General features: G+C 41.0%; 29 protein-coding genes. 28 read left to right on the top strand and 1 reads right to left on the bottom strand.

Translation table 11 applies throughout. The features are described from left to right. The first annotated feature begins 58 nt into the window (after positions 1 to 58). From ABC361_RS11820 to ylqF, 12 genes are all read left to right on the top strand, one after another. Positions 59 to 394 carry a putative DNA-binding protein gene (locus ABC361_RS11820; protein WP_375078410.1) on the top strand — a complete coding sequence of 112 codons (336 nt, stop codon included), beginning with the start codon at positions 59 to 61 and terminating at the stop codon, positions 392 to 394. A 19-nt stretch (positions 395 to 413) separates the two neighbouring features. Further along, a complete protein-coding gene (gene ffh / locus ABC361_RS11815; RefSeq protein WP_413074164.1) occupies positions 414 to 1,769 on the top strand; it encodes a signal recognition particle protein in 1,356 nt (451 codons plus the stop codon). Between the two features lie 90 nt (positions 1,770 to 1,859). Continuing rightward, a complete protein-coding gene (rpsP, locus tag ABC361_RS11810; protein WP_099301092.1) occupies positions 1,860 to 2,132 on the top strand; it encodes a 30S ribosomal protein S16 in 273 nt (90 codons plus the stop codon). Between the two features lie 24 nt (positions 2,133 to 2,156). Then, a complete protein-coding gene (locus ABC361_RS11805) occupies positions 2,157 to 2,384 on the top strand; it encodes a KH domain-containing protein (RefSeq protein ID WP_413074163.1) in 228 nt (75 codons plus the stop codon). Positions 2,385 to 2,433: 49 nt separating this feature from the next. Continuing rightward, positions 2,434 to 2,844, top strand: a complete 411-nt coding sequence (locus ABC361_RS11800; protein ID WP_413074162.1) for a YlqD family protein — start codon at positions 2,434 to 2,436, stop codon at positions 2,842 to 2,844. Further along, positions 2,841 to 3,359, top strand: a complete 519-nt coding sequence (gene rimM, locus ABC361_RS11795) for a ribosome maturation factor RimM (RefSeq protein WP_413074161.1) — start codon at positions 2,841 to 2,843, stop codon at positions 3,357 to 3,359. The genes ABC361_RS11800 and rimM overlap by 4 nt, the downstream gene beginning before the upstream one ends. Further along, positions 3,359 to 4,102: a tRNA (guanosine(37)-N1)-methyltransferase TrmD gene (gene trmD / locus ABC361_RS11790; protein ID WP_413074160.1), complete on the top strand. Its 744-nt coding sequence runs from the start codon at positions 3,359 to 3,361 to the stop codon at positions 4,100 to 4,102. Before rimM ends, trmD begins: the two co-directional genes overlap by 1 nt. Before the next feature lie 18 nt (positions 4,103 to 4,120). Next, positions 4,121 to 5,944, top strand: a complete 1,824-nt coding sequence (locus tag ABC361_RS11785; RefSeq protein ID WP_413074159.1) for an arginine--tRNA ligase — start codon at positions 4,121 to 4,123, stop codon at positions 5,942 to 5,944. 131 nt (positions 5,945 to 6,075) lie between these two features. Then, positions 6,076 to 6,423, top strand: coding sequence for a 50S ribosomal protein L19 (rplS, locus tag ABC361_RS11780; protein WP_099301086.1), 348 nt, complete (start codon positions 6,076 to 6,078; stop codon positions 6,421 to 6,423). A gap of 168 nt (positions 6,424 to 6,591) precedes the next feature. Beyond that, positions 6,592 to 7,056 (top strand): CHAP domain-containing protein, encoded by a 465-nt coding sequence (locus tag ABC361_RS11775; RefSeq protein WP_413074158.1) that lies wholly within the window; start codon positions 6,592 to 6,594, stop codon positions 7,054 to 7,056. 182 nt (positions 7,057 to 7,238) lie between these two features. Then, complete coding sequence (lepB, locus tag ABC361_RS11770; RefSeq protein WP_413074157.1) at positions 7,239 to 7,790, top strand: signal peptidase I; 552 nt, start codon at positions 7,239 to 7,241, stop codon at positions 7,788 to 7,790. 15 nt (positions 7,791 to 7,805) lie between these two features. Continuing rightward, positions 7,806 to 8,669, top strand: a complete 864-nt coding sequence (gene ylqF / locus ABC361_RS11765; RefSeq protein WP_413074156.1) for a ribosome biogenesis GTPase YlqF — start codon at positions 7,806 to 7,808, stop codon at positions 8,667 to 8,669. A gap of 51 nt (positions 8,670 to 8,720) precedes the next feature. Here ylqF and ABC361_RS11760 read toward each other — a convergent pair whose 3' ends face one another. Then, positions 8,721 to 9,476 (bottom strand): sulfite exporter TauE/SafE family protein, encoded by a 756-nt coding sequence (locus tag ABC361_RS11760; RefSeq protein WP_413074155.1) that lies wholly within the window; start codon positions 9,474 to 9,476, stop codon positions 8,721 to 8,723. Between the two features lie 74 nt (positions 9,477 to 9,550). On the opposite strand from ABC361_RS11760, the gene rnhB reads away from it, so the two are divergent. The 16 genes from rnhB to fliF all read left to right on the top strand — a co-directional run bounded on the left by rnhB (position 9,551) and on the right by fliF (position 25,052). After that, positions 9,551 to 10,351: a ribonuclease HII gene (gene rnhB, locus ABC361_RS11755; RefSeq protein ID WP_413074154.1), complete on the top strand. Its 801-nt coding sequence runs from the start codon at positions 9,551 to 9,553 to the stop codon at positions 10,349 to 10,351. A gap of 10 nt (positions 10,352 to 10,361) precedes the next feature. Next, entirely contained in the window at positions 10,362 to 11,051 is a 690-nt protein-coding gene (locus ABC361_RS11750; protein WP_413074153.1) for a hypothetical protein, read from the top strand. A gap of 62 nt (positions 11,052 to 11,113) precedes the next feature. Next, positions 11,114 to 11,281 carry a hypothetical protein gene (locus tag ABC361_RS11745; protein WP_413074152.1) on the top strand — a complete coding sequence of 56 codons (168 nt, stop codon included), beginning with the start codon at positions 11,114 to 11,116 and terminating at the stop codon, positions 11,279 to 11,281. A 136-nt stretch (positions 11,282 to 11,417) separates the two neighbouring features. Further along, positions 11,418 to 12,578, top strand: coding sequence for an ADP-forming succinate--CoA ligase subunit beta (gene sucC / locus ABC361_RS11740; RefSeq protein ID WP_413074151.1), 1,161 nt, complete (start codon positions 11,418 to 11,420; stop codon positions 12,576 to 12,578). 18 nt (positions 12,579 to 12,596) lie between these two features. After that, complete coding sequence (gene sucD / locus ABC361_RS11735) at positions 12,597 to 13,499, top strand: succinate--CoA ligase subunit alpha (protein ID WP_413074150.1); 903 nt, start codon at positions 12,597 to 12,599, stop codon at positions 13,497 to 13,499. A 138-nt stretch (positions 13,500 to 13,637) separates the two neighbouring features. After that, positions 13,638 to 14,477 (top strand): DNA-processing protein DprA, encoded by an 840-nt coding sequence (gene dprA, locus ABC361_RS11730; RefSeq protein WP_413074149.1) that lies wholly within the window; start codon positions 13,638 to 13,640, stop codon positions 14,475 to 14,477. A gap of 98 nt (positions 14,478 to 14,575) precedes the next feature. Then, positions 14,576 to 16,648 (top strand): type I DNA topoisomerase, encoded by a 2,073-nt coding sequence (topA, locus tag ABC361_RS11725; RefSeq protein WP_413074148.1) that lies wholly within the window; start codon positions 14,576 to 14,578, stop codon positions 16,646 to 16,648. Positions 16,649 to 16,862: 214 nt separating this feature from the next. Beyond that, a complete protein-coding gene (gene trmFO / locus ABC361_RS11720) occupies positions 16,863 to 18,173 on the top strand; it encodes an FADH(2)-oxidizing methylenetetrahydrofolate--tRNA-(uracil(54)-C(5))-methyltransferase TrmFO (protein ID WP_099301075.1) in 1,311 nt (436 codons plus the stop codon). 62 nt (positions 18,174 to 18,235) lie between these two features. Next, the gene (gene xerC / locus ABC361_RS11715; RefSeq protein WP_413074147.1) at positions 18,236 to 19,141 is read left to right on the top strand and encodes a tyrosine recombinase XerC; all 906 of its coding nucleotides are present in this window, start codon (positions 18,236 to 18,238) and stop codon (positions 19,139 to 19,141) included. A gap of 22 nt (positions 19,142 to 19,163) precedes the next feature. Continuing rightward, entirely contained in the window at positions 19,164 to 19,703 is a 540-nt protein-coding gene (hslV, locus tag ABC361_RS11710) for an ATP-dependent protease subunit HslV (protein ID WP_413074146.1), read from the top strand. Between the two features lie 31 nt (positions 19,704 to 19,734). Further along, complete coding sequence (gene hslU, locus ABC361_RS11705; protein ID WP_413074145.1) at positions 19,735 to 21,138, top strand: ATP-dependent protease ATPase subunit HslU; 1,404 nt, start codon at positions 19,735 to 19,737, stop codon at positions 21,136 to 21,138. 22 nt (positions 21,139 to 21,160) lie between these two features. Beyond that, complete coding sequence (codY, locus tag ABC361_RS11700) at positions 21,161 to 21,940, top strand: GTP-sensing pleiotropic transcriptional regulator CodY (RefSeq protein ID WP_413074144.1); 780 nt, start codon at positions 21,161 to 21,163, stop codon at positions 21,938 to 21,940. Between the two features lie 353 nt (positions 21,941 to 22,293). After that, positions 22,294 to 22,689 carry a flagellar basal body rod protein FlgB gene (gene flgB, locus ABC361_RS11695; RefSeq protein WP_413074143.1) on the top strand — a complete coding sequence of 132 codons (396 nt, stop codon included), beginning with the start codon at positions 22,294 to 22,296 and terminating at the stop codon, positions 22,687 to 22,689. A 15-nt stretch (positions 22,690 to 22,704) separates the two neighbouring features. After that, positions 22,705 to 23,136: a flagellar basal body rod protein FlgC gene (gene flgC, locus ABC361_RS11690; protein WP_099301069.1), complete on the top strand. Its 432-nt coding sequence runs from the start codon at positions 22,705 to 22,707 to the stop codon at positions 23,134 to 23,136. Positions 23,137 to 23,146: 10 nt separating this feature from the next. After that, positions 23,147 to 23,446, top strand: a complete 300-nt coding sequence (fliE, locus tag ABC361_RS11685; protein WP_413074142.1) for a flagellar hook-basal body complex protein FliE — start codon at positions 23,147 to 23,149, stop codon at positions 23,444 to 23,446. Positions 23,447 to 23,468: 22 nt separating this feature from the next. Then, complete coding sequence (gene fliF, locus ABC361_RS11680; RefSeq protein ID WP_413074141.1) at positions 23,469 to 25,052, top strand: flagellar basal-body MS-ring/collar protein FliF; 1,584 nt, start codon at positions 23,469 to 23,471, stop codon at positions 25,050 to 25,052. Position 25,053 lies beyond the last annotated feature (1 nt).

Raw genomic sequence — 25,053 nt, 5'->3', positions numbered from 1 at the left:
CAGAACGTTGATGTTGTAACATGTTTAATCGTAAAGGGAATTGACTTAACAAGGAGAAATGACCGTGCTCGATAAGACGTTACGCATGAACTACTTGTTTGATTTTTATCAGCCCTTATTAACGGAAAAACAGCAAAACTACATGACCCGTTATTATTTAGATGACTATTCGCTTGGTGAGATCGCCGATGAATATGAAGTGAGCCGCCAAGCAGTGTATGATAACATTCGACGAACGGAAACGATGCTTGAAGATTATGAGGCAAAGCTTGGTTTGTTAGAAAAGTTTGAAGCCCGTCGTTCGATTGTGTCGCGTTTACGCGAATACGCTAAAGAGGACGATAGAGAGCAGCTGTTGAATGAACTGACGGATCAATTAGAGAAACTTGATTAGGACGTAGGAGGCGATTTTATTGGCATTTGAAGGACTCGCCGCACGCCTGCAAGATACGTTAACCAAAATCCGCGGAAAAGGAAAAGTGAGTGAACAAGACATCAAAGAAATGATGCGTGAAGTTCGCTTAGCTCTTCTTGAAGCAGATGTTAACTTCAAAGTCGTGAAGCAGTTTATTGCGAGTGTGAAAGAAAAAGCGTTAGGTCAAGATGTCATGAAAAGCTTAACGCCAGGGCAACAAGTAATCAAAGTGGTGAATGAAGAATTAACGGCATTAATGGGCTCTGAACAGAGCAAAATTGCCGTATCTCCAAAATCACCAACGATTGTGATGATGGTTGGGTTGCAAGGTGCTGGTAAGACAACAACTACGGCAAAACTTGCGAACCATCTACGCAAAAACCACAATCGTACACCTTTACTGGTTGCTTGTGATGTATACCGTCCTGCCGCAATAAAGCAGTTAGAAACGCTCGGAAAACAGCTTGATATGCCAGTGTTTTCACTAGGCGATCAAGTAAGTCCCGTTGAAATTGCGAAACAAGCGGTTCAAAAAGCAAAAGAAGAGCACCACGATTATGTGCTCCTTGATACAGCTGGACGATTACACATTGACGAAACGTTAATGACCGAGCTATCGGACATTAAGGAAACAGTCAAGCCTGATGAAATTTTGCTTGTTGTTGACTCCATGACAGGTCAAGATGCTGTCAACGTAGCAGAAAGCTTTAATGAGCAGCTAGATGTTACAGGCGCAGTCTTAACGAAGCTTGATGGCGATACCCGTGGGGGGGCCGCAATTTCGATTAAAGCGGTGACGAACACGCCGATTAAATTCGCAGGTATGGGGGAAAAGATCGACCAGCTCGAAGCGTTCCACCCAGAGCGAATGGCATCCCGGATTTTAGGGATGGGAGATGTTCTTTCTCTTATTGAAAAAGCACAGACAAATGTAGATGAAGAAAAAGCAAAAGAACTAGAGAAAAAATTGCGGACGATGGACTTTACATTTGATGACTTTTTAGAGCAGTTAGAACAAGTCAAAAGCATGGGCCCTTTAGAAGATTTACTTGGTATGATGCCAGGTATGAACAAAAAGGGTATGAAAGATCTAAAAGTTGATGAAAACCAACTTGTTCGAGTTGAGGCGATTGTTAAATCAATGACGCCCCTTGAAAAGCGTGACCCGGCTGTCATTAATGGAAGTCGTCGGAAGCGAATTGCGAAAGGAAGCGGTACGACCATCCAGGACGTGAATCGCTTGTTGAAACAATTTGAAGATATGAAGAAGATGATGAAGCAAATGTCGGGCATGCAAGCTGGAAAAGGGAAAAAACGAGGCAAAGGTCTCGGTGGGTTTAAACTCCCATTTTAAATCGTACTGATTTAAAAAAACCTTGTCCGAACGTATCATTAATGATATGATTAAAAATTGTGTTTAATATTATTTGGAGGTGTACAGCTAATGGCTGTTAAAATTCGATTAAAGCGTATGGGTTCTAAAAAAGCCCCATTTTACCGTGTAGTAGTTGCAGATTCTCGTTTCCCACGTGATGGACGATTCATTGAAGAGATTGGAACATATAACCCAATCGCTCAACCTGCTAAAGTAGAGATCAAAGAAGATAAAGCACTTGAGTGGATGTTAAAAGGTGCGAAGCCTTCTGACACAGTTCGTAACTTGTTCTCAAATGCAGGTCTTATGGAGAAGCTTCATAACGAAAAAAACGCTAAATAATCACTCCTAAGGAGGATCAAATGGATGAAAGCTTTGGTTGAACATATTGCGAAATCATTAGTGGATTACCCTGATGCTGTGCAAGTCGAAGAAGCGCAAGAGGAAAGAACAACAGTGTTACGTCTTTCTGTCCATCCGGATGATATGGGAAAAGTGATTGGAAAGCAAGGTAGAACAGCGAAGGCGATTCGTTCAGTGCTTTATGCTGCAAACAAACAACATGAGCGGGTACGACTCGATATTGCTGATTGAAAAGGGAGAGGGAAACCTCACCCTTTTTTTTGCATAGGAGGAATGTGTGATGAAATGCATCCGAAAAGCATCTGTCAAACATGTATTGACAGAAAAGAAACGTCAGGAGTTGACACAATCATTTCAAGCGGAACAGGCGCAATATGAAAAAGAAATGAAGCAGCTAGAATTTCAACTTCAGCGTGCCCAAAAAAAAGCATCTGCACAAACGGCACCTTCGCTGAAAGAAAGATTTGATTCCGAAATAAAAAAACGTCAAGAAAAGCTACAGTCGACTCAATTTAAATCCGAACAATTACATCATCTAGCAGATGGTACAGAACTATTTGTTGAGTACACAGATGTATTAGTCGATGTAGCTGTTGGTGAAAAGTGGGTTTCAGCGCAATCCCCGTTGACGATTGTTGTGAAAGATGGCATGATACATGAAATTAGAGAAAGTGAGAACAAAGACACATGACACAATGGTTTAATGTAGGAAGACTTGTAAATACACACGGTGTTCGTGGCGAAGTAAGAGTATTAGCAAATACTGATTTTGGAGAAGAGCGATTTGCAATTGGATCGCAATTAAAGGTGGCCAGTCGTCCAGAGGAAAAAGGAACGTTGCTACAAGTGACAAGCCACCGCAAGCATAAGAATTTTGATTTGCTGACGTTTGAAGGCTACACGAATATGAATGATGTAGAGGGCTTTAAAGGAAGCTACCTTTATGTGTCTGAAAAGCTACTAAGTGAACTTGACGAACACGAGTTTTATTACCATGAGATCATCGGCTGTCGGGTTACGGATGAAGAAGAAAATGATCTGGGGACGATTACAGACATTATTGAAACAGGAGCGAATGATGTGTGGGTGGTACAACGCTCAGGTAAAAAAGACTTACTCCTTCCATATATTGAACAGGTGGTAAAAGAAGTCGATCTTGAAGCAAGCGTTGTGAAAGTTCACGTAATGGAAGGGTTAGACGATTAATGAAAATTGATATATTAACGTTATTCCCGGAAATGTTTTCAGGGGTGTTTGGTTCATCAATTTTAAAGCAAGCACAAGAAAAAGGCGTCGTTTCCTTTCGCGCAATTGATTTCCGTGCATTCACTGAAAATAAACACAAAAAAGTGGACGACTATCCGTATGGTGGTGGAGCTGGAATGGTGCTAACTCCCCAGCCGATATTTGATGCTGTGGCTCAGATTACGGAGCAACAGGAAACGAAACCGAGAGTCGTGTTGCTTTGTCCGCAAGGCGAGCGATTTACACAGGCAAAAGCTGAAGAGTTTGCAAACGAAGAACATCTAGTGTTTCTTTGTGGGCACTATGAAGGATTTGATGAGCGCGTTCGCCAATTCCTCGTAACGGATGAAGTATCAATCGGGGATTTTGTCTTAACTGGCGGTGAATTAGGGGCGATGGTGATTGCAGATAGCGTCACACGTTTACTTCCTGGTGTGCTTGGGAATGATGATTCCGCCATAACCGATTCATACTCTACTGGGCTTCTGGAGCATCCTCATTACACACGACCAGCTACATTTCGCGGCATGGATGTACCAGACGTTTTGTTATCTGGTCATCACGAAAATATTGAAGACTGGCGCAGAAAAGAGTCATTGCGGAGAACGTTTCATCGGCGCCCAGATTTACTTGACGTCTATTCATTAACGAAAGAAGATGAATCATTTATTCAACAGCTTAAAGACGAACAAAACAAACTATAGCATAAAGGAGAAACAACGATGAACATAGGCCAGGTTTTACAACAAGCGATTAACGATGTTGTCGCTTCTTATTCTTCGGAGATCCAGATTGAAATCGAACAACCCGCGCAACTATCCCACGGCGATTATGCTACAAATATTGCGCTGAAACTTGCGCGAGTCGCACGGAAAAACCCATTTGATCTTGCGAATGAGTTAAAATTGAAGTTAGAAGAAAAGCAGTTACCTGTTAAGCAAATTGATGTTGTAAAGCCTGGGTTTATTAATTTTTTTATCGCTTGGGAACAAGTCACATTTGACATGAACCCGCTTCATTCAGATCAACAGCGAAAAGTTGTGATCGAACATACGTCCATTAACCCAAATAAATCTGCTCACATTGGTCATCTTCGCAACGCTTGTATCGGTGACACTCTAGCTCGCATGATGCGACACGGCGGCAACCAAGTTGAAACCCATAACTATATTGATGATTTAGGCAATCAACTTGCAGATACGCTAACGGCTCTCTTACATATTGAATCAGATAAACCTGCTGTCCGTTTTGGTGACTATTGTTGGGATGTCTATTCGTCTTTAAATCAACTTTACGATAAAGGAGAGCGCTCGACCGAAACGAGAGATGACGTACTACATAAGCTTGAAGAAGGGAATAATAGCGTGTCGTGGCTTGGTTATGCAGTGGCCGACAAATTATCAATGGAGCATGTAGAAGAAATGGGACAATTTGATATTTCATACGATTTGCTCGTATGGGAAAGAGAGATTGTCCGCAATGGTTTTTGGCAAAAAGCGTTTGAAACCTTGCAAACAACAGATGTGTTTTTTAAGCAACAAGAAGGACCACAAGCAGGTTGCTGGGTCATTCGAACAGGAGAAGAACAAGATGACCACTCATCTGAGTATCTAGCTGATAAAGTGTTAGTACGGTCTAACGGAGTATTGACGTATACAGCTAAGGATATTGCGTACCATATGTGGAAGTTTGGCTTGCTAGAAAACGACTTTTCTTATAAGAAGAAAACAGATACGTTATGGACAACCGCAGCCGATGGACAAGCGCGATCTTTTGGACGTGCAGATGCGGTCATTAATGTCATTGATTACCGTCAAGAATACCCACAAAAAGTCGTTAAGCAAGCATTGTATGCAGTTGGCTATGAACAACAAGCAGACCAACTGAAGCATGTTTCTTACGGTGTTGTCTCGTTAAGTAAGAATACGGCATCAACTTTAGGGCTTGAAACAGTAGACGGTAAAGATGTATACGCGATGTCAGGTCGAAAAGGCATCGGTATTAAAATTAGCGAGTTGATTGAAGAAATGAAAGAAGCGATTCGCACCCAAAGTCCACAAGCGAACGATGCAACAATCGAAGCTCTTACTTTTGCTGCGATTCGCTACAATATGCTTCGCTACAACACTACTTCAGACATTGTGTTTGACTTAGAAGAAGCAACGCAAGTAACTGGAAATACAGGAATCTATTTAATTTACACCTATGCTCGAGCGAACAGCATCCTACAAAAAGCACAACAAGAGGGATTAACGTCTCAAGGTAGTTCATTTGTTGAAGCAGAAGATACGGAACGAGCGATTTTAAAACATCTCGCTGGTTGGACTTTGGCAATGGAGCGTGGTGTCAATGAATTAGAACCAAATTTACTTTGTACGTATGCGTTTGAATTAGCGAGCTTTTATAATCGTTTTTATGCGCAATGCCCAGTCATAAAAGCGTCGCCAGAGCAACAAAAAAGAAGACTAAAACTAACCGAACTTGTCTTGGCGCAACTAGAAATAATCTTTTCCATTTTAGGTCTACCAAAACTTCAAAGAATTTAACAGACTAGTTGTGTCCAATCGACGTTTATGCTATGATGATTGTTGTGACTAATGATGAATCATTAGTAAGATTACGATATTCCGCTGCTTCATGAAGCAAGAGTGTCTGTTGGGAAGGAGGGAACGATACGATGAGCAACCTGATTAAAGAAATCACTACTGAGCAGTTGCGTACTGATCATCCTGATTTTCGTCCTGGTGATACTCTTTCAATTCACGTAAAAGTTGTTGAGGGTACACGTGAGCGTATTCAGTTATTTGAAGGTGTTGTCATTAAGCGTCGTGGTACTGGTATCAGTGAGACGTTTATTGCACGCAAAATCTCTTATGGTGTAGGTGTTGAACGTACATTCCCACTACATTCACCGAAGATCGAAAAGATCGAAGTGAAGCGTCAAGGACGCGTACGTCGTGCGAAACTTTACTACCTACGTAACCTACGTGGTAAAAAAGCACGTATTAAAGAAATTCGTCGCTAATCAAAACGTTATAACGGCATGTCGTGCCGTAAACGAAAAGAACGTTCCTTCTAGAAGGAGCGTTTTTTTGTTGGGAATAAAACTGCTAATAGGTAAAAGGACAGGCATATTACATGCTTCTGCGTACACTAAACCAATAAAAATGTTTACGTGAAGCGGAGGTAAAATATGTCAAGCGTACAAACTGTTTTAACAATGGAACAGTCGCAAATCGGGCTAGAAGAATTACCAATTAACCAAATTAAATACAATGATTGGTACTACGGCTCGATTAAAAATGGAGACGAGTATCCATGGTGTGCAACCTTTATTTCTTGGATCATGCATCAAGCTGGTGTGTTGTCGGCGATTTATGGAAAGCATGCTGCGTGCCGGCATTTGTTTTCGACATTGGCCGAAAATGGACGGACAGTCCAATTTCCACAACCGGGAGATCTTGTCTTTTTTTGTTGGACTGGAAATGAACAATTAACGCATATGGGCATCGTAGAGGACGTATCAATGCTAGCCATTCAAACAATTGAAGGGAATTTTTTTGATCGTGTTCAGCGTATGGAGCGACCTTTCTTTTCCTATGAATACACGTTATTTTTTGCTCGACCCGCTTATAAACGAACTGATACGCGCTTGTAAGTGGCAATTGTGCGATGATCATCATGGGGAAGAAACTGAACGAGCGAACAATCGTCAGGGAAAGGCGTCAAAAAAATGTTTTAATGCTAAGCGGTCTCCGTATTTTGTGAACGCTTCTTTCAGATAACCGATGACCAGCACACAAAAAACATGGTATGATAAAGGCAAGGGAGGGGCGCGATATGAAGAGTCGCACAAATCTTGTTGAGTGGGCGAAGATACTCACTATTGCATTAATGACTACCGTTGTTGTCCGCATGTTTTTGTTGGCGCCGATTGTGGTTGATGGCCACTCGATGCAGCCAACGCTCGATTCGGGAGACAAGATGATTGTTAATCAAATCGAATATACCTTCTCGCAGCCAGATCGATTTGATATTATTGTCTTTCATGCCCCTGAAGGAAAGAATTATATTAAACGCGTAATTGGTTTACCAGGTGACGAGCTTGTCTATCGTGAGGATACCTTATTTATTAATGGAGAAGCTTTAGAGGAACCATACTTAGACAGTCTGAAGGGCACCCTTTATCACGGTCAACCGTTAACAGGCGATTTCACGCTCCAAGAAATTACTGGTGAAGCAGTGATTCCAGAAAAGTTTTATTTTGTAATGGGAGACAACCGTCGTTTAAGCAAAGACAGTCGAGCTATTGGACTTGTATCGGAGGAAGATGTCATTGGGAAGGCGAATGTCATTTTTTATCCATTTGAAAATATATCAATTGTAGATTAGTAAGTAGGTGTAATGATGAAAACCATTCAATGGTATCCGGGGCACATGGCAAAAGCCCGTAGAGAGATAAATGAGAAGCTTTCAATGATTGATGTGGTCATTGAATTGTTAGATGCGCGAATTCCTTTGTCTTCGCAAAACCCTGTTATTGATGAGCTTGTTCAAAATAAACCACGCCTTATTTTATTAAATAAATCGGACTTAGCAGATCCGAAGCAAACGGAGCGTTGGAAGCAATATTTCGAAAGCCAAGGCCATGCTGTTGTGGAAGTGAATTCACAAACAGGGCAAGGGGTAAAAAAAATTGTCCCTGCATGCCAGTCATTAGCAAAGGATTTATATAAGAAATGGGAAGCAAAAGGGATGAAGCCAAGAGCGTTACGTGCCGTTATTTTAGGGATACCAAATGTTGGGAAATCGACATTTATCAACCGTCTCGTTAATAAGCGGCAAGCAAAAGTAGGCGACCGTCCTGGTATAACAAAGCAGCAACAGTGGATTAAAGTGGGAACGAGTTTAGATTTGCTTGATACACCAGGAATTTTATGGCCGAAATTTGAAGATCAGGAAGTAGGATTTCGACTGGCGGCAACAGGCGCAATTAAAGATGAAATTCTTGATTATGGTGATGTGGCAGCGTTTGTGCTTCGTTTCTGTATGCAGGCGTATCCTACTCAGTTACAAAAGCGTTATGATATTAGTGAAGACGTAGATACGGAAGATATCGGTGCATTGTTTGATGAAATTGGACGCAAACGAGGCTGTATCTTACGCGGAGGTCTCATTGATTATGAACGCACGGCAGAGCTTGTTTTGCGGGAATTACGAAGCGGCACGATCGGGAGGATGACGTTGGAAAACGTACCTGAACATGAATAGCTAGGAAAAGGAAAAAGCACGAAGGTCCATTGACCAACTGTGCTTTTTTCTTTACGAGAAAAATTCAATGATTAAGCGAATCGCCAAAATAAGAACTGTGACAATGAGCACAATCCGAATCCACTGTGTGTGCTTTCCTAACACCATTCGACTTCCGAGAAAGGCACCAGCAATATTCCCTACAGCTAAGACGATTCCAACTAGCCAATTCACTTGGCCGTTAACGGCGTAAATAACAAGGGAAAGAGAAACAGAAATGCCAACAATCATCACTTTTATTAATGTTGCTTCAGCGAATGATTTTTTATATAGTAAGATTGCTAGAATCATAATATAAAATCCGACGCCAACTTGAATAAAACCGCTGTAAAAACCAATAAACCCAAATAAAGCGAGACCAATAAAAGAAACAAGTGGAGTGAGGATGACAGATTGATCTACAGCTTGAATGGGGTTCCAAATTAAAAAAACAATGGATGTAATCATGGTGAGCGCTAAGATTAGCACAAAAACTTGATCGCTAATGGATAAAGCAGATAAAGCGCCAAAGACCGCTCCGGTAGCAGCTGCGATGTAAATAGCTGCATGTCGCTTTAATTGAAGCGACTGTTTTTGCTTAAATGTGATGATCGACGTGATGCTTTGTGCGACAATAGCTACACGATTGGTTGCATTGGCTTCTGTAGCAGGCAACCCTACAAAAAGTAGTAAGGGTAGTGTCAAAAGAGAGCCCCCTGCAGATACGGTGTTTATAATACCGGCAATAAAGCCGATCACGATAAGAATGATCCCTTCTGTTAAGGCCATACATGTGAACTCCTATTCTTTGAATCTTGTTTTACTATAGCATAAATTTTTAATCATTAAGGGGCAAAAAACACGTGATTTCGATTTCGACGATAAAAGAGCAATTAAATAATGAAGAACTAACAACTGAAGAGGTAAACAGTCTGCGACTAGACGAACGAAAAGGTGTACAAGCGTTACTAAAAAAATACGATCAAGCGTTGGCGCAAAGAAAGCAATTGGAAACCATGCATGTTGAAATGAGCCTTCACGAACAAGGCTTACGAGATAGCGGGTATTCATTGATTTGCGGAGTAGATGAAGTAGGACGAGGTCCTTTAGCTGGTCCTGTTACAGCAGCTGCTGTTATATTGCCAGCTGACTTTAAACTGTTAGGGTTGACCGACTCAAAAAAATTATCGAAAGAAAAGCGCGAACAATACGCTGTCTACATAAAACAACATGCAATTGCCTATCAAATCGTAAGTGTGTCCGCACAAGAGATTGATGAAACAAACATTTTACTCGCAACAAAAAAAGCAATGACCGAGGCGATCCAACAACTACAAGTAGAAGCGGATTTTCTTCTATTAGATGCGATTGAACTTAAGCTGAACACACCACAGCGATCATTAATAAAAGGGGATGCAAAAAGCATCTCGATCGCCGCTAGCTCGGTATTGGCAAAAGTCTGGCGAGACGGCTATATGGAAGAACTAGCGAAAACCTATCCAGAGTATGGGTTTGATGGCCATGCTGGATATGGAACGAAAAAGCATTTAGATGCGCTCCAGACATACGGACTAACACGTGAACATCGTCGTTCATTCAAACCTGTCCTTGAGCAAGCAGGTTCGTTGATTCATGTAAAGGATTTAGTTGAACAAAGGAGGTAGGGAAAGCGCAATGCACGACACGACTAGTCAATGGACCGTTAATCAATATGTTGTTGGGACTGTTACGATGCTTTATCCAAAAGAAAAGCTTGCGGCTATTACGATTCAGCATCAACGTCTTGTTGCTTATTTAGACGCATCGCTAGAAGTGGATAAGCGCTATTGGTTTCGTATTAAACACGTGACACCTGTTTTAACGCTACAAATGATCGTTCCATCTGACTCTATTTCGGCATTAAGCGACTATTTAAAAGTTGATCAAGAATTACTAACAGTTTTTTATTATACCCACACAGCCTTCACTCAACGAATGCTGGATGAGCTAGAGTCAATGAGAAAAAAAGAGCGGCGAACACGTAAACAACTATGCGAAGCTGTAGTGATATGCAAACGTGATTGGGGTGTATCGGTAACCCGGGAACACCTTAAATGGATCCTGTTATTGGAAAACCAGACTCCAAGTGTTCAAACGATGACAAATAAGCTACAACAATGGCTAAAGCAACAAAATATCTCCGAAAAAAGCGTGAGTAAGGCTGGAAAAAAAGGCGGTGAGCAGCAGAGTGGCGTAAATTTTCAGTTGATACAAACGTTTCAAAATGACTATGCCAACGACCCTGTTTTCCAAACGATTTTTGCTTATTTTGCTCTAGAAAATGAACAGAAAAAACAAAGGCGTCCAATTGATATCAAGCTGTAAAATTGCTACATAAATGCCCCTATTTTGCTCATATTAAGAAGAGAATAGGAGGCTTTTTTCGTATGACAAAAAAACAAAAGCATCAAGAGGAATTTTCAGGTGAATTCGGTCAGCTTCAACCGAGCGTTCAACAAGATCAGCAAGCTAAAGGGTTTAAAAAGCTGTTTGAAAAGAAAGACGATAACAAGAAAAAAAGCGAAAAAAAGGAGAATAAAGAAGAAAAGAAATGAAATTGTCGGAATGATAGCGTTTACCCCTCCACAAGAACGAAAAAAAGTGCTAAAATGAAAAAGGATTTCGTCTTAGTAACGAAAATTCTCGTACATGAGCGTTGGATGTACGATATAACAGGAGGCTGGAGAGAGAATGAATATCCATGAGTATCAGGGTAAAGAAATTCTTCGTTCTTACGGAGTTGCCGTTCCAAACGGTAAAGTAGCATTCTCTGTTGACGAAGCAGTAGAGGCGGCAAAAGAACTTGGTTCTTCTGTATCTGTCGTAAAAGCGCAGATTCATGCGGGCGGACGTGGAAAAGCCGGTGGCGTTAAAGTCGCAAAAAACTTGGATGACGTTCGTACATATGCGGATGAAATTCTTGGGAAGACACTTGTTACACACCAAACAGGACCAGCAGGAAAAGAAGTAAAGCGCTTACTAGTTGAAGAAGGGTGCGATATTAAAAACGAGTACTATATTGGACTTGTAGTTGATCGTGCTACATCAAGCGTGGTACTAATGGCTTCTGAAGAAGGTGGAACAGAGATTGAAGAGGTGGCGGAAGCAACACCTGAGAAAATCTTTAAAGAAGTGATTGATCCAGCTGTAGGATTACAAGGATTTCAAGCAAGACGTGTTGCCTTTAACATAAACATTCCAAAAGAACTTGTTGGTCAAGCGGTTAAATTTATGATGGGCTTATATAAAGTCTTTGTTGATAAAGATGCGTCTATCGCAGAGATTAACCCACTTGTTACAACAGGTGATGGTAAAGTAATGGCTCTTGATGCGAAATTTAATTTTGATTCAAATGCCCTTTACCGCCATAAAGATATCGTTGAATTACGTGATTTAGAAGAAGAAGATGTGAAAGAAATCGAAGCTTCTAAGCATGATTTAAACTACATTGCACTAGACGGAAACATTGGCTGCATGGTTAATGGAGCTGGTCTTGCGATGGCTACAATGGACATCATCAAACATTATCAGGGTGATCCCGCAAACTTCCTTGACGTAGGGGGCGGTGCGACAGCTGAAAAAGTAACAGAAGCATTCAAACTAATCCTTTCTGATGAAAACGTAAAAGGAATCTTTGTTAATATTTTTGGTGGTATCATGAAATGTGACATCATCGCTGAAGGTGTCATTACAGCTACAAAAGAAGTTGGTCTTGACATTCCATTAGTTGTTCGTTTAGAAGGAACAAATGTGGAACTTGGTAAGCAGCTTCTTAAAGATTCAGGTTTAAACATTACAGCCGCTGATTCAATGGCTGATGGCGCACAAAAAATTGTAGCTTTAGTGAAATAGAAGGGTGGAGCTAGACGAATGAGCATCTTAATTAATAAAGAGACGAAAGTCATTGTTCAAGGAATCACTGGCGCTACTGGTTTGTTTCATACGAAGCAAGCGCTAGAATATGGTACGAACATCGTTGGTGGCGTGACACCTGGTAAAGGTGGAACAGAAATCGAAGGCGTTCCAGTATTTAACACGGTTGAAGAAGCAGTGAAAGCTACAGGTGCAAATGCATCGGTTATTTATGTACCGCCAGCTTTTGCAGCAGATGCGATTATGGAAGCAACAGACGCGGAATTGGATCTCGCAATCTGTATTACAGAAGGCATTCCAGTAATCGACATGGTTAACGTAAAGCGCTACATGGAAGGAAAGAAAACGAGATTAATCGGGCCAAACTGTCCTGGTGTCATCACTCCAGACGAATGTAAAATCGGGATTATGCCTGGATATATTCACAAAAAAGGTCACATTGGTGTTGTCTCTCGTTCTGGTACCCTTACGTATGAAGCGGTGCACCAACTTTCTACTGCTGGCATTGGTCAGTCTTCTGCTGTTGGGATTGGTGGAGACCCTGTAAACGGTACAGACTTCATTGATGTCTTATCGCTTTTTAATGATGATCCGGATACGTATGCGGTTATTATGATTGGTGAAATCGGTGGAACTGCTGAAGAAGAAGCAGCAGAGTGGGTTAAAGCAAATATGAACAAACCTGTTGTTGGATTCATCGGTGGTCAAACAGCTCCTCCAGGAAAGCGCATGGGTCACGCTGGCGCAATTATTTCTGGTGGTAAAGGAACAGCGGAAGAGAAGATTAAAACAATGGAAGCGTGTGGCATTCGTGTTGCTGCAACACCGTCTGTTATGGGTGAAACACTCATTGAATCTCTCAAAGCGAATGATATCTATGACAAAAGTGTAACGCACTAAGTCTTTGAAACTCCTTGCAATCTTGCAAGGGGTTTTCTCTACTAATTTCAGAAAGGACTGACTCTGATCGACCCTCGCTTGATTCGCCTCATCCACATAAATGCAGTGCTTTACAACCAAATGGCTAGTTGGAAACGTTTGTTAACGTGGGACCCGAATTTAACGAAAATCTATACAGCCTCAACGACAACAAGTCGTAGCGTCCTGCAACTAAAAGAGCCAACACTCACAAAACTCATGCACTGGATCGCCCACTCTACCCCTGAAGCCTATGTTTCAAAGCTCCAACAGCAAGGCATCCACGTTCTCCAAATAAATGATCCTCTTTACCCCTCATTATTAGCAGAAATTTATGATCCTCCTGTTCTTTTGTATGGCAAAGGAAACCTACAGCTTTTAGCTACAAAAAAAGTTGCGCTCGTAGGTTCACGTTCACCTACAAGCTATGGAACGCACGCAGTCGAGTCTTTAACAAAGGTGTTAACCGAATCAAAGGTGACGATTGTTAGTGGCATGGCACGAGGGATTGATTCCCATGCACACCGTTTTGCTATAAAGGCAGGTGGTTCAACCATTGCGGTGACTGCATCTGGTTTTGAGCACCCTTACCCGAGTGAAAGTAAAATCTTTATGGAAAAAACCCCACCTACAGCTCTTTTAACGATCACAGAGTACCCTCCACATGTTAAACCGCAAAAATGGCATTTCCCTATGCGAAACCGCATTATAAGCGGTCTCTCCTACGCAACGATTGTCATTGAAGCCAAACAAAAAAGTGGCTCCCTTATTACCGCAGACTGTGCACTTGAGCACGGCAGACATGTTTTTGCTTTACCTGGATCCATTTATTCTTTAGAATCTGAAGGGGCGAATTGGTTAATTAGCCAAGGAGCCTATTGCCTCTATCATGAAAGGGCTTTATTTGAATGCATGCCGAGCTTTATGTCGAATTCTATCGAAGAACAACGATTTTGTTAATTGTAGGAAGTTCGGTTTGACAAACGGGGAAAGTCTGTTTAATAATGAGGAAGATTTAATTCATAAATAGAGAAACTAAGATGAGGGAGTTGCTTTACATGTCCGATTATTTAGTAATCGTGGAATCTCCCGCTAAAGCCAAAACCATTGGTAAGTATTTAGGTAAGAAGTATGTCGTAAAAGCTTCTATGGGTCATGTGAGAGATTTACCTAAAAGCCAAATGGGCGTTAGTGTAGAAGAAAATTATGAGCCTCGTTACATTACAATACGCGGGAAAGGCCCAGTGTTAAAAGAATTAAAAACAGCGGCAAAGAAAGCCAAGCGCATTTATCTTGCGGCTGACCCGGATCGTGAAGGGGAAGCCATCGCATGGCATTTGGCCCACAGTCTAAATATAGATGAACATTCGGATTGTCGTGTTGTATTTAATGAGATTACTAAAAATGCGATTAAAGATGCGTTTAAACAACCAAGGCCCATTAATATGGACTTAGTGGATGCGCAGCAAGCAAGACGTATTTTGGATCGATTAGTAGGCTACAACATTTCACCTTTATTATGGAAGAAAGTGAAAAAAGGGTTGAGCGCTGGCCGTGTGCAATCTGTAGCGGTAAAACTCATTACGGATCGTGAAAAAGAAATTCAATCTTTTACACCGGAAGAGTACTGGAGTATCCAAGGTCAATTTATGTATGGTAAGGAACAATTTGAAGCGCGATTCCACAGTATAAAAGGAAACAAAGAAACATTAGCAACCGAGGATGAAGTGAATCATGTTTTAAACACACTTGATGGAAAAGATTTTCGTATAGCGGAAGTAAAAAAGCGCGAACGGAAACGTAACCCCGTCGCTCCGTTTACCACATCTTCATTGCAACAGGAAGCTGCTCGAAAGCTTAATTTCAGAGCAAAGAAAACGATGTTAATTGCGCAGCAACTGTATGAAGGGATCGACTTAGGTAAGCAAGGTACAGTTGGTCTAATCACGTATATGAGAACGGACTCAACAAGAATATCAGACACGGCTAAACAAGAAACGTTTGATTATATTCAACAAACATACGGCGAAGAGTACACGAAAAAAGAAACGCAAAAGCAGAAACAAGATAAAAAAAGTCAAGACGCGCACGAAGCCATTCGACCAACATCTGTCTTGCATGAACCAAAGCAAGTGAAAGAGTATCTATCCCGTGATCAACTGCGTTTATATCGCTTAATCTGGGAACGTCTTGTAGCAAGTGAAATGGCTCCAGCCGTTATGGATACAATGACTGTTGATTTAGAAAACAATGGTGTTCTTTTCAGAGCGAATGGATCAAAACTAAAGTTTCCTGGTTTTATGAAAGTGTACATTGAAGGCAATGATGATAACAAGAAAGAAGAAGACCGCTTATTGCCGGATTTAAAAGAGGATGAAACGGTACAAAAAGAAGAGCTCACGCCTAACCAGCACTTTACACAGCCACCGCCACGCTACACAGAAGCAAGGCTTGTAAAGACTTTAGAAGAACTTGGAATAGGACGCCCATCTACGTATGCGCCAACTCTTGATACGATTCAACGTCGCGGCTATGTCGCTTTAGATGAGAAGCGATTTGTACCGACTGAATTAGGCGAAATTGTCTTAGACTTAATCGTTGAATTCTTCCCGGAAATTCTCGATGTCGAATTCACAGCAAAAATGGAAGAAGACCTTGATAGCATTGAAGATGGTCGAGATAATTGGATCGAGATTATCGACCAATTTTACAAGAGCTTTGAGAAAAGGCTTGAAGTTGCTGAAGAAGAGATGGAAGAAGTCGAGATTAAAGATGAACCTGCTGGGGAAGATTGTGAAAAATGCGGGCATGAGATGGTATATAAAATGGGCCGTTACGGGAAATTCATGGCGTGCTCAAACTTTCCAGATTGCCGTAATACAAAAGCAATTGTAAAAGACATTGGCGTAACATGTCCGACCTGTAAAGAAGGCAATATTGTTGAACGAAAAAGCAAGAAACGCCGAATCTTTTATGGGTGTGACCGGTACCCAGAGTGCGAATTTGTTTCATGGGATAAACCGATTGCACGACCATGTCCGAAGTGTGAAAGCTTGCTAGTGGAAAAAAAATCAAAAAAAGGTGTATTCGTCGCCTGTACTTCATGTGATTATGAGGAAGAAAAACAGTAAAATGTCGAAATTTATCGTTTTGTAGTAGCTATTAGTTGAAATCAATGAGTAAAGATACTATGATATGAGTACGATCAAATGATGAGCCTTCACTCTACCGAGGAGTGAAGGCGTTTCTATGAATGAATAAATGTGAGCGTTATACCTTTACGCTGACAAAAGATACGTTTGTAAATGTTTATTCACGAGTTTTTTCGTTTAAAGGGGAATGAAGATGACAGATCAAAAAGAGATACACGTAATTGGCGCAGGACTCGCTGGAAGTGAAGCTGCTTGGCAAATTGCAAAGCGTGGTGGAAAAGTCCGCTTGTATGAAATGCGTCCAGTCAAACAAACACCTGCGCATCATACGGACAAGTTTGCTGAACTAGTTTGCAGCAATTCGTTAAGAGGAAATTCACTAGCTAATGCAGTAGGTGTACTTAAAGAAGAAATGCGTCGTTTGGATTCGGTTATTATTAAAGCAGCGGACGAAGCAGCGGTTCCAGCTGGTGGTGCATTGGCTGTTGATCGACATGATTTTGCAGCTCGCGTAACAAATTATGTAAAAGAGCATCCGAATGTAACAGTTGTAAACGAAGAACTTACAGAAATTCCCGATGGACCAACGATTATTGCAACGGGTCCACTAACATCTAAAGCATTATCGGATCAATTACGAGCATTAACAGGTGAAGAGTCGCTGTATTTTTATGATGCAGCAGCACCTATTCTTGATGCAGAGACCATTGACCGAGATAAAGTTTATTTAAAAAGTCGATATGATAAAGGCGAAGCTGCTTATTTGAACTGTCCAATGACAGAAGAAGAGTTTAACCGCTTTTACGATGCGCTCATCGCAGCCGAAACAGTTCCTTTAAAAGAGTTTGAAAAAGAGATTTTCTTTGAAGGCTGCATGCCAATTGAAGTCATGGCAGGAAGAGGACGAAAAACGATGCTTTTTGGACCGCTTAAGCCCGTAGGTTTAGAGGATCCGAAAACAGGGAAGCGTCCATATGCAGTCGTTCAGCTAAGACAAGACAATTTGTCTGGGACGTTGTTTAATATTGTCGGATTCCAGACCCATCTAAAATGGGGACCACAAAAAGAAGTCATTCGAATGATTCCAGGCTTAGAGAATGTAGATATCGTCCGCTATGGTGTGATGCACCGTAATACATTCTTGAATTCGCCAAAACTATTACGTCCTACTTACCAAACGAAACAGCGGGACGATTTATTCTTTGCCGGGCAAATTACTGGCGTAGAAGGATATGTTGAATCAGCCGCTGCAGGTTTAACGGCTGGGATTAACGCGTATAAACAAAGCGTTGGTGAAACGCTTGTACCGTTTCCTGAAGAAACCATGATTGGAAGTATGGCTGCTTATATTACAACAGCAAATCCAGATAACTTCCAGCCAATGAATGCGAACTTTGGACTTGTTCCTCCGATGAATGTTCGGATAAAAGTAAAAAAAGAACGCTACGAAGCATTGGCAGAGCGGGCATTAGGGTCAATTCAGAATTTTATGAAAGATATGTGACTTTTGTTGCCTAACGTTCCGCAATTGTGTTAGAATTTATAAGTTCTAAGAGGGAGGACAAAATGGTGGAATCCAAGGAAGCGCAATGGCTGAGTTGGTTTGTTCGCTATCTTGAAGTAGAGAAAAATTGTTCTTCTTGGACAGTTACGCACTATACAAAAGATATTGAGCAATTTTATACCTATTTGTCTACACATGATTCAAAACGTTTACAAGAGCTGGTTCATCAAGATGTACGCTATTATATTAGCGAACTTGTAGATAAAGGTTATTCAAAACGTACAATCGCTCGAAAGTTATCATCCCTACGTAGCTTTGGCAAATTTCTCGAACGAGAGCAGATTCTTTCCGTTAATCCTTTCTTACATGCTCATACTCCAAAACAAGACACGAAGCTTCCCCGTTTTTTATATGAAGAAGAGATGGATCACTGGCTTCGTTTACTACCGACGACCACGCCATATGACTTGCGAGATAAAGCCATTATTGAGTTGCTTTACGCAACTGGAATTCGTGTGTCAGAATGTAGTTTGTTACATCTTGAACAAGTGCATTGGCAGTCTAGGACGGTGCGTGTTTTTGGAAAGGGTAGAAAAGAAAGATACGTTCCATTTGGAAAAAAAGCCGAAGTGGCTTTACATGATTATTTGCAACAAGCGAGACCTAAATTGTTGAAGGAAACAAGCGCCACCCAAGCGCTGTTTCTAAATAATAGAGGAAACCAATTAAGTGATCGAAGCATTCGGAAGATTGTGGCAAAAAGAATACAGCAAACAGCTGTTCAAAAAAGAATTAGTCCCCATGACATACGCCATTCTTTTGCTACGCATTTGTTAAATGGTGGAGCGGATTTAAGAACCGTTCAAGAACTGCTTGGTCATGAATCTTTAAAGACAACGCAAATTTACACCCATGTCAGTAAAGAACGGCTATATTCTGTCTATAAAAATTTTCATCCAAGAGCCTAGTATGAAAAAGGAGCGTTGAGAAATGGAATCTTTTCACGCAACAACCATTTTTGCTGTTTCGCATAACGGACAGTTTGCTATGTCTGGTGATGGTCAAGTTACACTTGGAAACGCAGTCGTGATGAAGCATACAGCCCGAAAAGTGAGAAAGCTTTACAGAGGGAAAGTCGTCGCAGGCTTTGCAGGTTCTGTCGCAGACGCATTTACATTGTTTGAGAAATTTGAAGCAAAGCTGGAAGAATACAATGGCAATTTGCAACGTGCTTCTGTAGAGCTTGCAAAAGAGTGGCGCAGCGATCGTGTGTTAAGAAAGCTGGAAGCGATGCTCATTGTTATGGATAAAAGCGACCTCCTTTTAGTGTCAGGTACGGGTGAAGTCATACAGCCTGATGACGGGATTTTGGCCATTGGTTCTGGAGGGAATTATGCGTTAAGTGCAGGACGTGCGCTTAAAACGTTTGCTCCACAATTAACGGCAAAAGAAATCGCGGAAGCGGCGTTAAAGACAGCAGCGGAAATTTGTGTATATACAAACGATCAAATTATTGTGGAAGAGCTTTAACTATAATCATGACAAAGGAGTGCACGTAGGAATGACTAGTTCACTAACGCCAAGTCAAATTGTGGAACGATTAAATCAATATATCGTCGGGCAACAAGGAGCAAAACGGTCTGTTGCGATCGCACTTAGAAATCGTTATCGTCGAACGCTCTTGGATCAAGAGATGCGAGATGAGATTACGCCAAAAAACATCTTGATGATTGGGCCAACTGGAGTCGGCAAAACGGAAATTGCGAGGCGATTAGCTAAGCTTGTTGGAGCGCCTTTCATAAAGGTGGAAGCGACTAAGTTTACTGAAGTAGGGTATGTTGGTCGTGATGTTGAATCAATGGTTCGTGATTTAGTGGAGTCGAGTGTCCGACTTGTTAAAGAAGAACGAGTGGCTCTTGTCAGAGAACAAGCGAAAGAATTAGCCGATAAAAAACTGATAAACTTACTTGTTCCTTCATTGAAAAAGGAAAGCAACTACAAAAATCCTTTTGAAATGTTGTTTCAATCTCCAGGTAACGAAGAAGCTGATCAAGAGGAAGAAACCGAGGAAGAAGATTTAAATCGGGCTAACCTTAAGAAGAAAATGTATCAGAAGCTTGTGTCTGGAGAGCTAGAAGATCGAACTGTAACGATTGAAGTGTCTGAACAGTCACAAGGATTTATGGATCTTTTTCAAGGTGGAGCAGGCATGGAACAAATGGGCATGAATATGCAAGAAATGCTTGGGAATATGGTGCCAAAGAAAAAGAAAAAAAGACGAATGTCTGTTGCAGATGCGCGGGTAGTACTGACAGAAGAAGAAGCACAAAAATTGATCGATATGGATGACGTTACGCAAGATGCGATTAAGCGCACCGAACAAGTGGGAATGATCTTTATTGATGAGATCGATAAAGTCGCTGGGAAAAATGATCAAGGTGCAAACGTGTCAAGAGAAGGCGTCCAGCGTGATATTTTACCAATTGTTGAAGGGTCAACGATCGTTACGAAATATGGCGCAGTAAAAACGGATCACATCCTCTTTATTGCAGCTGGAGCATTTCACATGGCTAAACCTTCAGATCTTATTCCTGAACTACAGGGGCGTTTTCCGATTCGTGTTGAACTTGGTAGCCTCTCGGTTGATGATTTTGTACGTATCCTTGTAGAGCCTGATAATGCGTTAATTAAGCAATATAAAGCTCTTTTGCAAACAGAAGGTATAGAAATTACGTTTTCAGACAAAGCTGTTCATAAGATTGCGACGATTGCGAGTCAAGTGAATCAAGAAACAGAAAATATTGGTGCTAGACGACTTCATACACTTTTAGAAAAGTTATTAGAAGACTTGTCTTTTGAAGCGCCAAATGTAAATATGGAACGTCTCGAGATTACAGAACAGTATGTGGAAGAAAAGCTCGGAACGATCGCAAAGAATCAAGATTTAAGTCAATTTATACTTTAAATTTTAAGGAGAAGATGAAAAAATGGATTTATTAACAAGAACAAGGAAAATTAACGAGATGCTTCAAAAGACAAGCGGTCAGCACGTCAACTTTAGAGAAATGGCGATTACACTGCGTGAAGCAATTGGTTCAAACGTTTTCGTCGTAAGTAGAAGAGGAAAGCTACTTGGTTTTTCAATCGAAGAAGAAATTGAAAATGACCGCATGAAAAAAATGCTTGATGATCGTCAATTTCCTGAAGATTATACAGAAGGATTATTCAAAATTGAAGAGACGTCAGCGAATATTGATGTTGATAGCGAATATACAGCATTCCCTGTTGAAAATCGTGACATTTTCAAAAACGGTTTAACAACAATTGTGCCAATCAAAGGTGGCGGTCAGCGTCTAGGTTCTCTTATTCTTTCTCGTTTAGAAAATCATTTTAGCGATGATGATCTTATTTTAGCAGAATATGGTGCTACGGTAGTTGGAATGGAAATCCTTCATGAGAAAACACAAGAAATTGAAGAAGAAGCACGTAGCAAAGCGGTTGTGCAGATGGCAATTAGTTCATTATCGTACAGTGAACTTGAAGCAGTTGAGCATATCTTTGAAGAGCTTGACGGCAGAGAAGGGCTTCTTGTAGCAAGTAAAATCGCTGACCGTGTAGGTATTACACGTTCTGTAATTGTAAACGCGCTTCGTAAGCTTGAGAGTGCAGGCGTCATTGAATCTCGTTCTCTAGGAATGAAAGGGACGTATATTAAAGTATTAAATGATAAGTTCTTAGTAGAATTAGATCGTTTGAAAGACAACTAAATCGATATCGTCATGACGTGTTAGGATCAGCAATGATTCTAGCGCGTTTTTTTGTTGTTAATGCCATTGGAATAGACGAGGGGGTTTTTCCAATCATCTAGTACAATTTCCATTCTTTTAGTAGAGATAGAAAAAATTATGTAGGTTTAAAGCAATGCTCTATAGTTTATTTATAGGTATATAGTTGTCTATTTCCATAAAATCATTAGTTCTTTAGGCTCAAAATCAAAAAAAATTGAAAAGTGCTTAGACAAAAACACAAATAACTAGTAAAATTTTATCATGTATAAATGAACTGGTAAAATATGCTTAAATTCGGGACGATGATCTTTCTGAATGGATAGGAGGCAAACATGTTTACCACACAATCGATATCAGTTTTAGAAGGGGCGCTTCAATACGCGACAGACCAGCAAAAAGCGATCTCTTCAAATATTGCTAATGTTGACACACCGAACTATAAAGAGAAGTCAGCATCGTTTCAGCATGTCCTACAAACGGCTCAGGCGAATGGGAGTGACTTTATTGCTCGTAAAACGGACGATCGTCATGTGACGTTTCCTTTGCCGCATATAAGTCAAGAAAACATGATGCAGCAACTGCAGCAGTACAATCATAATGGAAACAGCGTAGATATTGATAAGCAAATGAGTTTGATGGCTGAAAATCAAATTTATCATCAGGCGCTCGTTGATCGACTAACGAGTAATTTTCAATCATTAGAAACGGCAATTCGAGGAAGTAGTTAATGGAGGGGTTCACGCATGTTTGATAGTATGAATGTTTCTAGCTCTGCTTTAACGTTGCAACGATTAAGAATGGACGTATCATCGAGCAATATTGCGAATGCGGATACGACAAGAGGTCAGCTCGTAAATGGGGAATGGCAGCCCTATCAACGAAAAATGGTTGTGCAACAACCCCAATCATTTGCCAATCACCTTCAACAAGCAAAAGCGCAATTAAATGAAGGGGTTGTCGCAAGTGCAATTGTAAATGACGGGACACCACCGAGTCTTATTTATGACCCTGTACATCCAGATGCAAATGAGCTTGGATACGTTGCGAAACCGAATGTCGATATTGCTCGAGAGATGGTGGATATGACAAGTGCTACTCGATCATATGAGGCGAATGTAACGGCATTACAAGCGAGTAAAGGGATGTTAATGAAATCGCTAGAGATCGGAAGGTAGGTAGAAGAATATGCAGATTCAAGCCATTCAATCACCTTTTCAAATAGGACAAGCACAGCGCACCGAAGTCAAGCCAGAAGTCGCAGGTGAACAATCGTTTAAACAAGCTTTAACGACTGCGTTAGAGAAAGTCAATGAAGCCCAGTTACAATCTTCGGCAGCTACACAAGCTATGGCCCGTAAAGAACCAATCGATTTACATGATGTAATGATTACAGCTAATAAGGCTTCTGTTGCATTGCAAGGAACGCTTGAGGTGAGAAATAAAGTCGTGGAAGCATACCAAGAAATGATGCGTATGCAAGTCTAAGGTATGTCTAGATGGAGGCGTCATGAGCGAGAAAGTAAATGAGTTATTATCAAAAATGAAACTTCTTTGGAATGAGCGTTCAAAATTACAAAAAAGTCTACTTATTGCAAGTTTTATTGTCATCATGCTAATTATCGCTGCGCTAATTGCATTAAGTTTTCGAACAAACTACGCACCATTATATAGCAATCTATCACTTGCTGAAGCGGGTCAAATACAAGAGGTACTGGAAGGTCGAGGGATTACGTCGGAAGTTGCAAACGATGGTACAACAATCCTTGTTCCTGAACAAGAGGTGGACCGCTTAAAAGTTGAGTTAGCTGCTGAAGGTTTACCCCAAAGCGGAAGCATTGATTATAGTTTTTTCCAAGAGCAAATGGGCTTTGGCATGACAGATAATGAGTTTACTGTTATCGAGCGGTCTTTAATGCAAACGGAGTTAGCAGAATTAATTCGGAGTATCTCTGGTGTGCAAAATGCAAATGTGGTCATTACATTAGCCGAAGATAGCGTGTGGTTGAATGCTGGTCAAGAGGAAGCGACCGCGGCAGTTGTGCTAGATTTAACGGCTGGAACAACGTTAGATCAAAATCAAGTAAAAGCGCTTTACCACTTAATTGCGCGAAGTGTACCTAATTTACCATTAGAAAACATTGTCTTATCTGATTCGAACTTTACGAACTATACATACCAAGAAGAAGAACAATCACCTACGGGGTCTTATCAATCTCAACGTGAGATTAAGCAAGAAGTTGAAGCGGACTTAGAACAAACTATTATGCAGCTGCTTCATGCGGTCGTAGGTCCGAATAATGCAATTGTCTCTGTCACAACCGACATTGATTTTACGCAAGAACAGCGTACGGAAGATTTAGTAGAGCCAGTTAATGAAGAAGATATGGAAGGTTTAGCAGTTAGTGCAGAACGCGTAACAGAGTTTTATGAAGGAACTGGGGCTAGTGAAGGTGGCGTAACCGGAACAGGAGACGAAATTCCGAATTATACAGGAAGTTTACCTGGCGGTGATAGCGAATCTGAACGAACAGAAGAGCGGGTTAACTATGAGTTTAATCGTATTCACAAAGAGATTGTAGAAAGTCCTTATCGGATAAGAGATTTAAGTATTCAAGCCATGATAAACCCGCCTGAAGGGGTTCAACAATTGCCTGCACAACAAATGGAAAACATTACGGCGATGTTAGATACAATTGTGCAAACAACGATTCCAGCGTCAGCCGATGGAGAAAATGAGCCTATTGCGAACAGAGTATCAATTTCTTCAATCCCATTTGCAGACACAGCTCAAGCAGAAGCACCAGAAGAAGCACAAGGTCTTCCGCTTTGGATGATCGTCGTTGCTGGTGTGTTAGGATTGTTTATCATCGTGCTAAGTATAATCTTGCTGAAGACGCGTAAACAAGCTGTAGATCTAGCCGTTGATGAGCAACCAGAACGACTCGATCATGAAGAATTTGATTCGGTGCCGTTTCAAGAACGAGAAGAGCGAAATGATCAAAAACAAATGAAAGAGTTGAATCATTTAGCTAATCAAAACCCAGAAGAATTTTCAAAGTTACTTAGAACATGGTTATCTGAGGATTCGTAAA

Source organism: Shouchella phoenicis, assembly GCF_047238345.1.
In the GTDB taxonomy this organism is placed as follows: domain Bacteria; phylum Bacillota; class Bacilli; order Bacillales; family Bacillaceae_D; genus Shouchella.
Note: the sequence above shows the minus strand (reverse complement) of the source record. Positions and strands in the feature narration are given on the sequence as shown.

What these genes read in the sequence shown, in the direction of transcription:
- ABC361_RS11820 (WP_375078410.1), top strand. Translation starts at nt 59, where the DNA reads ATGACCGTGCTCGATAAGACGTTACGCATGAACTACTTGTTTGATTTT.
- rpsP (WP_099301092.1), top strand. Translation starts at nt 1,860, where the DNA reads ATGGCTGTTAAAATTCGATTAAAGCGTATGGGTTCTAAAAAAGCCCCA.
- ABC361_RS11805 (WP_413074163.1), top strand. Translation starts at nt 2,157, where the DNA reads ATGAAAGCTTTGGTTGAACATATTGCGAAATCATTAGTGGATTACCCT.
- ABC361_RS11800 (WP_413074162.1), top strand. Translation starts at nt 2,434, where the DNA reads ATGAAATGCATCCGAAAAGCATCTGTCAAACATGTATTGACAGAAAAG.
- rimM (WP_413074161.1), top strand. Translation starts at nt 2,841, where the DNA reads ATGACACAATGGTTTAATGTAGGAAGACTTGTAAATACACACGGTGTT.
- trmD (WP_413074160.1), top strand. Translation starts at nt 3,359, where the DNA reads ATGAAAATTGATATATTAACGTTATTCCCGGAAATGTTTTCAGGGGTG.
- ABC361_RS11785 (WP_413074159.1), top strand. Translation starts at nt 4,121, where the DNA reads ATGAACATAGGCCAGGTTTTACAACAAGCGATTAACGATGTTGTCGCT.
- rplS (WP_099301086.1), top strand. Translation starts at nt 6,076, where the DNA reads ATGAGCAACCTGATTAAAGAAATCACTACTGAGCAGTTGCGTACTGAT.
- ABC361_RS11775 (WP_413074158.1), top strand. Translation starts at nt 6,592, where the DNA reads ATGTCAAGCGTACAAACTGTTTTAACAATGGAACAGTCGCAAATCGGG.
- lepB (WP_413074157.1), top strand. Translation starts at nt 7,239, where the DNA reads ATGAAGAGTCGCACAAATCTTGTTGAGTGGGCGAAGATACTCACTATT.
- ylqF (WP_413074156.1), top strand. Translation starts at nt 7,806, where the DNA reads ATGAAAACCATTCAATGGTATCCGGGGCACATGGCAAAAGCCCGTAGA.
- ABC361_RS11760 (WP_413074155.1), bottom strand. Translation starts at nt 9,476, where the DNA reads ATGGCCTTAACAGAAGGGATCATTCTTATCGTGATCGGCTTTATTGCC.
- ABC361_RS11750 (WP_413074153.1), top strand. Translation starts at nt 10,362, where the DNA reads ATGCACGACACGACTAGTCAATGGACCGTTAATCAATATGTTGTTGGG.
- ABC361_RS11745 (WP_413074152.1), top strand. Translation starts at nt 11,114, where the DNA reads ATGACAAAAAAACAAAAGCATCAAGAGGAATTTTCAGGTGAATTCGGT.
- sucC (WP_413074151.1), top strand. Translation starts at nt 11,418, where the DNA reads ATGAATATCCATGAGTATCAGGGTAAAGAAATTCTTCGTTCTTACGGA.
- sucD (WP_413074150.1), top strand. Translation starts at nt 12,597, where the DNA reads ATGAGCATCTTAATTAATAAAGAGACGAAAGTCATTGTTCAAGGAATC.
- topA (WP_413074148.1), top strand. Translation starts at nt 14,576, where the DNA reads ATGTCCGATTATTTAGTAATCGTGGAATCTCCCGCTAAAGCCAAAACC.
- trmFO (WP_099301075.1), top strand. Translation starts at nt 16,863, where the DNA reads ATGACAGATCAAAAAGAGATACACGTAATTGGCGCAGGACTCGCTGGA.
- xerC (WP_413074147.1), top strand. Translation starts at nt 18,236, where the DNA reads ATGGTGGAATCCAAGGAAGCGCAATGGCTGAGTTGGTTTGTTCGCTAT.
- hslV (WP_413074146.1), top strand. Translation starts at nt 19,164, where the DNA reads ATGGAATCTTTTCACGCAACAACCATTTTTGCTGTTTCGCATAACGGA.
- hslU (WP_413074145.1), top strand. Translation starts at nt 19,735, where the DNA reads ATGACTAGTTCACTAACGCCAAGTCAAATTGTGGAACGATTAAATCAA.
- codY (WP_413074144.1), top strand. Translation starts at nt 21,161, where the DNA reads ATGGATTTATTAACAAGAACAAGGAAAATTAACGAGATGCTTCAAAAG.
- flgB (WP_413074143.1), top strand. Translation starts at nt 22,294, where the DNA reads ATGTTTACCACACAATCGATATCAGTTTTAGAAGGGGCGCTTCAATAC.
- flgC (WP_099301069.1), top strand. Translation starts at nt 22,705, where the DNA reads ATGTTTGATAGTATGAATGTTTCTAGCTCTGCTTTAACGTTGCAACGA.
- fliE (WP_413074142.1), top strand. Translation starts at nt 23,147, where the DNA reads ATGCAGATTCAAGCCATTCAATCACCTTTTCAAATAGGACAAGCACAG.
- fliF (WP_413074141.1), top strand. Translation starts at nt 23,469, where the DNA reads ATGAGCGAGAAAGTAAATGAGTTATTATCAAAAATGAAACTTCTTTGG.